This is a genomic window from Streptomyces poonensis, from assembly GCF_014650915.1.
GTDB lineage: Bacteria > Actinomycetota > Actinomycetes > Streptomycetales > Streptomycetaceae > Streptomyces > Streptomyces poonensis.
Genome location: NZ_BMVW01000032.1, coordinates 21,427 through 29,730, shown reverse-complemented (window position 1 = coordinate 29,730; position 8,304 = coordinate 21,427). Strand labels below are relative to the sequence as shown.

The 8,304-nt window shown below is 70.4% G+C and carries 7 protein-coding genes; 2 read left to right on the top strand and 5 right to left on the bottom strand.

Features of this window, described 5'->3' with window-relative positions:
- Positions 1–108: 108 nt before the first annotated feature.
- A complete protein-coding gene (aroQ, locus tag IE242_RS37050; RefSeq protein ID WP_189867448.1) occupies positions 109–582 on the top strand; it encodes a type II 3-dehydroquinate dehydratase in 474 nt (157 codons plus the stop codon).
- 26 nt (positions 583–608) lie between these two features.
- On the opposite strand, the gene IE242_RS37045 is transcribed toward aroQ, so the two are convergent.
- The 5 genes from IE242_RS37045 to IE242_RS37025 all read right to left on the bottom strand — a co-directional run bounded on the left by IE242_RS37045 (position 609) and on the right by IE242_RS37025 (position 4,729).
- Positions 609–1,337, bottom strand: coding sequence for an amino acid ABC transporter ATP-binding protein (locus IE242_RS37045; RefSeq protein ID WP_189867452.1), 729 nt, complete (start codon positions 1,335–1,337; stop codon positions 609–611).
- 20 nt (positions 1,338–1,357) lie between these two features.
- Positions 1,358–2,266: an amino acid ABC transporter permease gene (locus IE242_RS37040; protein ID WP_189867446.1), complete on the bottom strand. Its 909-nt coding sequence runs from the start codon at positions 2,264–2,266 to the stop codon at positions 1,358–1,360.
- Positions 2,263–3,174: an ABC transporter substrate-binding protein gene (locus IE242_RS37035; protein WP_189867444.1), complete on the bottom strand. Its 912-nt coding sequence runs from the start codon at positions 3,172–3,174 to the stop codon at positions 2,263–2,265. Before IE242_RS37035 ends, IE242_RS37040 begins: the two co-directional genes overlap by 4 nt.
- Before the next feature lie 119 nt (positions 3,175–3,293).
- Positions 3,294–3,950, bottom strand: a complete 657-nt coding sequence (locus tag IE242_RS37030; RefSeq protein ID WP_189867442.1) for an MBL fold metallo-hydrolase — start codon at positions 3,948–3,950, stop codon at positions 3,294–3,296.
- A 92-nt stretch (positions 3,951–4,042) separates the two neighbouring features.
- Positions 4,043–4,729, bottom strand: coding sequence for a maleylpyruvate isomerase family mycothiol-dependent enzyme (locus IE242_RS37025; protein ID WP_189867441.1), 687 nt, complete (start codon positions 4,727–4,729; stop codon positions 4,043–4,045).
- 223 nt (positions 4,730–4,952) lie between these two features.
- On the opposite strand from IE242_RS37025, the gene uvrA reads away from it, so the two are divergent.
- Positions 4,953–7,961 (top strand): excinuclease ABC subunit UvrA, encoded by a 3,009-nt coding sequence (gene uvrA, locus IE242_RS37020; RefSeq protein ID WP_189867439.1) that lies wholly within the window; start codon positions 4,953–4,955, stop codon positions 7,959–7,961.
- Positions 7,962–8,304 lie beyond the last annotated feature (343 nt).

The window sequence follows — 8,304 nt, the reverse complement described above, 5'->3', positions numbered from 1 at the left end:
TGACCACCGGTTACGGGGGCGCGCGGTAGCGGTGTCGGCGCACCGTGATAGACCGAAGGCGAGCCACCGTCGTGCACACGCCGACCAGCCGACCGGACCGGAGGAACCGTGCCCCGCACCCTCGCCAACGCCCCGATCATGATCCTCAACGGGCCCAATCTGAACCTCCTCGGCCAGCGCCAGCCCGAGATCTACGGCTCCGACACCCTCGCCGACGTCGAAGGGATGTGCGCCAAGGCGGCGGCCGCGCACGGCGGCACGATCGACTTCCGGCAGTCCAACCACGAGGGCGAACTGGTCGACTGGATCCACGAGGCGCGGCTGAACCACGCCGGGATCGTCATCAACCCCGGCGCCTACTCGCACACCTCCGTGGCGATCCTGGACGCGCTCAACACCTGCGACGGCCTGCCCGTGCTGGAGGTCCACATCTCCAACATCCACCGGCGCGAGCAGTTCCGGCACCATTCGTACGTCTCGCTCCGCGCCGACGGGGTCATCGCGGGGTGCGGGGTGCAGGGGTACGTGTTCGCCGTGGAGCGGGTCGCCGCGCTGGCGGGAGCGGGGCGGGCCGACGCCTGAGCCCCCGGCGGGCTTCCGGGCGCCGGCTACAGCCGCCCCGCCTCCACGATCCGCCGCAGGAAGCGCCGGGTGCGCTCCTGCCGCGGATCTCCGAAGACCTCCTCGGCGGTGCCGCGTTCCAGCACCACGCCCCCGTCGAGGAAGCACACCTGGTCCGCGACCTCGCGGGCGAACCCCATCTCGTGCGTGGCCAGCACCATGGTCATGCCCTCGTCCTTGAGGTCCCGGACGACGGCGAGGACCTCCCCGACGAGTTCGGGGTCGAGGGCGGCGGTGATCTCGTCCAGGAGCAGCAGCCGGGGCCGTACGGCCAGCGCCCGCACGATCGCCGCCCGTTGCTGCTGCCCGCCGCTCAGCCGGTCCGGGTACTCGTCCGCCTTCGCACCGAGACCGAGCCGGTCCAGCAGCTCCCGCGCACGCTCCTCGGCCCGCGCCCGCGGCACCTTGTGCACCCGGCGCGGGGCGAGCGTGACGTTCTCCAGCACGGTCATGTGCGGGAAGAGGTTGTACGCCTGGAAGACCACACCGATCCGGCGGCGCACCGCGTCCTGGTCGGTCCGCGGGTCGGTGATCTCCTCGCCGTCCAGCCAGATCGCCCCGTCGTCGATCTCCTCCAGCAGATTGGCGCACCGCAGCAGCGTCGACTTGCCCGACCCCGAGGCGCCGATCAGGGCCGTCACCGTGTGCGGGGCGACCTCCAGGCCGATGTCGCGCAGCACGACCGTGCCGCCGAACGTCTTGCGGACGGACTCCATGCGCAGTACGGGCGCGTCGCTCACAGGGCTCCTCCTTGGGCGCGCCGGCGGTCCATGCGGGCCGTCACCCAGTCCGTGAAGCGGGTCATCGGGATGGTCAGCGCGACGAAGACCAGTCCGGCGACGATGTACGGCGTGTAGTTGAGGCTGCGGCCCACGATGATGTCGGCCGCGCGGACCGCGTCCACGGCGCCGCCGATCGAGACCAGACCGGTGTCCTTCTGCAGCGACACCAGGTCGTTGAGGAGGGGCGGCACCTGACGGCGTACCGCCTGGGGCACCACCACGTACCGCAGGGCCTGCCGGTTGGTGAGACCCAGCGAGCGGGCCGCGGCGCGCTGCGAGGGGTGCACGGACTCGATCCCGGCGCGGAACACCTCGGCCACGTACGCCGAGTAGGTCAGGGTCAGCGCCGTGCCGCCGAGCAGGACGGGGTCGACGGTCACGCCCTGCAGCCGCAGCGCGGGGACCCCCAGGACGACGATCAGCAGATTGATGATCAGCGGCAGTCCGCGGAAGAAGTCGGTGTACGCGGCGGCCAGCACCCGCAGCGGGAAGAACACCGGGCCGCGCAGCGTGCGGGCGACGGCGAGGAGCATGCCGAGGACGAGCACCGAGGCGCCGCACACGAGCAGCAGCCTGAGGTTGAGCCACAGCCCTTCGAGGACCTTGGGCAACGCCTCGCGCGCGTATCCCCAGTCGAAAAACGTCTCCTTGGTGCGCGGCCAGCCCGGCGCGTTGACGACGACCAGGTACAGGACGGCAGCCGTGACGAGTGTCGACAGCGCGGCCACCGCGGTCGCCCGGCGGGCACGGGCCCGCTTGTACGCCTCCCGCTCGGTCCGCCGCGCGGAGGGGACGTACGGGTCGCCCGCGGTCCGTACGCCGTCCGCGTCGTCCTGCCCGGGCCTTTCCTTCGCGACCGTCACCTGAGCACCGGGGCGTCGACGGCGTCCGACAGCCACTTCTTCTCGATCTCCGCCAGCGTGCCGTCCTCGCGCAGGGCGTCCACGGCGTCCGTCACGCACGGGGTGAGCGCGCTGCCCTTGTCGAGGACGAGACCGAACTGCTCGACCGCACCGCCGCGGTTCTCGAACTGCCCGACGATCCTCGCGTCCGTCACCTCGGCCGCGGTGATGTAGAAGGCGGTCGGCAGATCGACCACGATGGCGTCGACCTGGCCGTTCTGCAGCGCGGACTTGGCCTGGTCGTTCTTGGCGAAGGCGGCGGCCTCCTGCTCGGGGCGTACGACGTCGTGGATGTGGTCGAGGCTGGTGGTGCCGACCTGGGCGCCCAGCTTGACGTCCTTCAGGTCGGCGACGCTCGTCGCCTTCGCCGCCGGGCTGTCCTTCAGCGCGACGACGGCCTGGCGGACGTCGTAGTAGCCCGAGGAGAAGTCCACGGCCTTTCTGCGCTCTTCGCTGATGGACACCTGGTTGATGTCGAAGTCGAAGGTCTTGTCACCGGGCGCGAAGGCCTTGTTGAAGGGCACGGTCTGCCAGACGACGTCGCCCTCGCCGTAGCCGAGCCGCTCGGCCACGGCGTACGCGACGGCCGACTCGAAGCCCTGGCCGCTCGCCGGATCGTCGTCCTTGAACCAGGGCTCGTAGGCGGGCTCGTCGGTCGCGATCGTCAGCTTGCCGGTGGTCTCCGTCTCCAGCTTCCCCGGGGCGCACGTCTTCTGCGGGGAGCCGGATGCCTTGTCGGAGGCGTTCTCAGCGTTCTCAGCGGGTTGCGGGGCACAGCCCACGGCCACGGCGAGCAGGACGACGGTGGCGGCGGACAGGGCGCGGCGCAGCGTGCGCGGGGTGCGAAGTGCTCCTGCGGCGAGATGCATGGCGGGAGACTGACAGCGCGGCGTCCGGTCTGTCGAGGTCAATAAGGCAACTGTCCGCATGATGGGAACGGGTGTTGCGTTCTCGTGAACTCGGTAACCGGCTTCCCGCGCGCGGGGGTTCACCAGCCCCGTGCGCGCCAGTCCGGCAGCTGCGGGCGCTCCACGCCCAGCGTCGTGTCGTTGCCGTGACCGGGGTAGACCCATGACTCGTCCGGAAGAACGTCGAAGACCTTCGTCTCGACATCGTGGATCAGGCTCGCGAACGCCTTCGGGTCCTTGCGTGTGTTGCCCACACCTCCGGGGAACAGACAGTCCCCCGTGAACACATGGGGGTGCCCGTGCGGGTCGTCGTAGACGAGGACGATCGAACCGGGCGTGTGGCCCACCAGATGACGCGCGGTGAGCTCGATGCGCCCGAACCGGATGACGTCGCCGTCGTCGACCAGGACGTCGGTCGGCACCGGGATGCCGTCGGCGTCGTCGCGGCCCGCGTACGTCCGCGCGCCCGTGGCCGCCACGACCTCGGCCAGCGCCTGCCAGTGGTCACCGTGCTGATGCGTGGTGACGACGGACGTGATGCCGTCGTCACCGATCAGGGTGAGCAGGGTGCCGGCGTCGTTCGCCGCGTCGATCAGCAGCTGCTCGTCCGTGGCGCGGCAGCGCAGGAGATACGCGTTGTTGTCCATCGGGCCGACCGCGACCTTGGAGATCATCAGGTCCTGCAGTTCGTGCACGTCCGCCGGGCCGCCGACCTTCACCGCTCCGCTGTACGTCATGGCGGTCAGTCTAGGGCGGAGGAGAGCGCGGAGAGCGGGCTGCCGTCGCGTCGCGTGCACGCGCCACGGCAGCCGCCCCGGCCGAGCCCGTCCTACAGCGGAGGCAGCGCGGGCAGGGCCCCGCCGGAGACGTCGAGCCCGGTGCCGTCGCGGCGCCCGGCGAGCCAGCCGAGCAGGGCGGGCGCGGGACCGGAGACCGTCACCTCGGGCCCGCCGGCCTCCCTTCCCGTGCTCCACGCGCGCGTGCCGTCGGTCAGCCGTGTGCACGGCACCTCCGGGTGCCCGGCGAAGCGGTCGGCGAGGAAGGCGATCTCCCGCTCCGTGAACTCCTCGGGCAGGTCCTCCAGCTCGTACCCGATGCCCAGGTCCACGTGGTGCAGCTCGACCTCCGCCCACCGCCGGAACGGCACCCGGGACGCGGAATCCTTCACCCCGTTGCGCAGTTCCACCGTGCGGGACCAGTCCTGGGGCGCGGCCACCGCGTCCTGGAAGCGTGCCGCGCTGTCGCGCACGTCGGTCAGCTGGGCGTCCAGGGGCCGCGGCGCGTCCCGCGCGATCTCGGCGTCCCGTACGTCCCCGGAGACGTACATGGGACGTCCCTCGAAGACGTTCACGAGCGCGTCCGCGTTGCGGGCGAGGTGGGCGAGGACGTGGCCGCGGCTCCAGCCGGGCAGCCGTGACGCCTGCGTCACAGCGGTGTCGTCCAGTGCGGCGACCGCGGTCAGCAGCCGCTCGGTCGCGTCATGCAGTGATGCCAGGTCACGGGCGTGATCCATCATGAGGCCCGACCCTAGCCCCGCCACGCCGACGAGTGAAGGGCTTCCAGTATCCCAGTAAATCGAATGCGCGTGCTATAAGGTCGGGGGTGGCGCCGGGCATTTTGGAAGGCCCGGGATTGTTGTGAACGGGGAAACAGGACCGGCGCTGTCAGTGGCTCCCCCTAGTCTGGAATCGACGGGGGCCCCGCCCCTGTCTCTTCCCTCAAGAAAGGTGCGGACCGGCGTGGCCGACCGTCTCATCGTCCGTGGCGCGCGCGAGCACAATCTGAAGAACGTCTCGCTCGACCTGCCGCGCGACTCGCTCATCGTCTTCACGGGCCTGTCGGGGTCGGGCAAGTCCTCGCTGGCCTTCGACACCATCTTCGCCGAGGGCCAGCGCCGCTACGTGGAGTCGCTGTCCTCGTACGCCCGGCAGTTCCTCGGGCAGATGGACAAGCCGGACGTGGACTTCATCGAGGGCCTGTCCCCGGCCGTCTCCATCGACCAGAAGTCGACCTCGCGCAACCCGCGCTCGACGGTCGGCACGATCACCGAGGTCTACGACTACCTGCGGCTGCTGTTCGCGCGCATCGGCAAGCCGCACTGTCCCGAGTGCGGCCGCCCGATCTCCCGCCAGTCGCCGCAGGCCATCGTCGACAAGGTCCTGGAGCTGCCGGAGGGCAGCCGCTTCCAGGTGCTGTCGCCGCTGGTGCGCGAGCGCAAGGGCGAGTTCGTCGACCTCTTCGCCGACCTCCAGACCAAGGGCTACTCCCGCGCGCGCGTGGACGGGCAGACCATCCAGCTGACCGAGCCGCCGGCCCTGAAGAAGCAGGAGAAGCACACCATCGAGGTGGTCGTCGACCGCCTCACGGTGAAGGACTCCGCCAAGCGCCGCCTCACCGACTCCGTCGAGACCGCGCTCGGCCTCTCCGGCGGCATGGTCGTGCTCGACTTCGTCGACCTCCCCGAGGACGACCCCGAGCGCGAGCGCATGTACTCGGAGCACCTGTACTGCCCGTACGACGACCTGTCCTTCGAGGAGCTGGAGCCCCGCTCCTTCTCCTTCAACTCGCCCTTCGGCGCCTGCCCCGACTGCTCGGGCATCGGCACGCGCATGGAGGTCGACCCGGAGCTGATCGTCCCCGACGAGGACAAGTCCCTCGACGAGGGCGCCATCCACCCCTGGTCCCACGGGCACACCAAGGACTACTTCGCCCGGCTGATCGGGGCACTCGCCGAGGCGCTCGGCTTCCGGACGGACATCCCCTGGGCCGGTCTCCCGCAGCGCGCCAAGAAGGCCCTCCTGTACGGCCACAAGACGCAGGTGGAGGTCCGCTACCGGAACCGGTACGGGCGCGAGCGCGCGTACACCACGGCCTTCGAGGGCGCCGTCCCGTTCGTGAAGCGGCGGCACAGCGAGGCCGAGAGCGACACCAGCCGCGAGCGCTTCGAGGGCTACATGCGCGAGGTGCCCTGCCCCACCTGTGAGGGCACCCGTCTGAAGCCGATCGTCCTCGCGGTCACGGTCATGGGGAAGTCCATCGCCGAGGTCTCCGCGATGTCCATCAGCGACTGCGCGGACTTCCTGGGCGAGCTGAGGCTGGACGCGCGCGACAAGAAGATCGCCGAGCGGGTGCTCAAGGAGGTCAACGAGCGGCTGCGCTTCCTGGTCGACGTCGGCCTGGACTACCTGTCGCTGAACCGCGCGGCCGGCACCCTCTCCGGCGGCGAGGCCCAGCGCATCCGCCTCGCCACGCAGATCGGCTCCGGTCTCGTCGGTGTCCTGTACGTCCTCGACGAGCCCTCCATCGGCCTGCACCAGCGCGACAACCACCGGCTGATCGAGACCCTGGTCCGGCTGCGCGACATGGGCAACACGCTCATCGTCGTCGAGCACGACGAGGACACGATCAAGGTCGCGGACTGGGTCGTCGACATCGGCCCCGGCGCCGGTGAGCACGGCGGCAAGGTCGTCCACAGCGGCACCTTCAAGGAGCTGCTGGACAACGACGCGTCGATGACCGGGCAGTACCTGGCGGGCAAGAAGGCGATCGGCATCCCGGACGTCCGCCGCCCGATCGACCCCGGCCGCGCGCTCACGGTGCACGGCGCCCGCGAGAACAACCTGAAGGACATCGACGTGTCCTTCCCGCTGGGTGTCCTCACGGCCGTCACCGGTGTGTCGGGCTCCGGCAAGTCGACGCTGGTCAACGACATCCTGTACACCCACCTGGCCCGCGAGCTGAACGGCGCCCGCAGCGTGCCCGGCCGGCACACGCGCGTGGACGGCGACGACCTCGTCGACAAGGTCGTCCACGTCGACCAGTCGCCCATCGGCCGCACCCCGCGGTCCAACCCGGCGACGTACACCGGTGTCTTCGACCACGTCCGCAAGCTGTTCGCGGAGACCACCGAGGCGAAGGTGCGGGGCTACCAGCCCGGCCGCTTCTCCTTCAACGTCAAGGGCGGCCGCTGCGAGAACTGCTCCGGCGACGGCACCATCAAGATCGAGATGAACTTCCTGCCGGACGTGTACGTCCCCTGCGAGGTCTGCCACGGGGCGCGCTACAACCGGGAGACCCTGGAGGTCCACTACAAGGGCAAGTCCATCGCCGACGTCCTCAACATGCCCATCGAGGAGGCCCTCGACTTCTTCGAGGCCGTGCCGGGCATCTCCCGCCACCTGCGGACGCTCAACGAGGTCGGTCTCGGCTACGTCCGGCTCGGCCAGCCCGCCACCACGCTGTCCGGTGGTGAGGCGCAGCGCGTCAAGCTGGCGAGCGAGCTGCAGAAGCGCTCCACCGGGCGCACGGTGTACGTGCTCGACGAGCCGACCACCGGTCTGCACTTCGAGGACATCAGCAAGCTCATCCAGGTGCTGTCCGGCCTGGTCGACAAGGGCAACACGGTCATCGTCATCGAGCACAACCTCGATGTGATCAAGACCGCCGACTGGCTCGTCGACATGGGCCCCGAGGGCGGCAGCGGCGGTGGCGTCGTGGTCGCCGAGGGCACGCCGGAGCAGGTCGCCGGGGTCCCGGCCAGCCACACCGGCAAGTTCCTCCGCGAGATCCTGGGCGCGGAGCGCGTCAGCGACGCCGCCCCGGTGAAGGCCCCGCGCAAGGCCGCGGCCAAAAAGACGGTCCCTGCCAGGTCGACGGCGAAGAAGGCGGTGACAGTCAGGACCGCCGACAGCACGGCCACGAAGAAGGCGGCGCCCGCGAAGAAGGCGACTCGGGCCCGGAAGGTCTGAGTGAGGCGAGCGGAATGCCGGGCGGAGGCTCCTGACGAGCCGCCGCCCGGCATTCCCGTTCTTTCCCGTCGTCGCTCATGACCGGGCGCGCTGCCTGCGGGATGGGGGCACTGAGATGTCTCTTGTGCCCGTAGCCTGCGGTGACGACAGAGAACTCATGGCCGCTCCCACAGGAAACTCATGGCCCCCTCCCACCGGGGCGGAGCCTCCCGTGGTGGTCCACACCGTCATGGGAGACATCCCGGACCGCCCGCCCCGGCGAAGAAGGCGCCGCAGTGACCGCAACCGCGTCGCGCGGCGGGCCTGCCCGTCACCGGCGGGCTCGGTTCTTTCGGGACTTCAC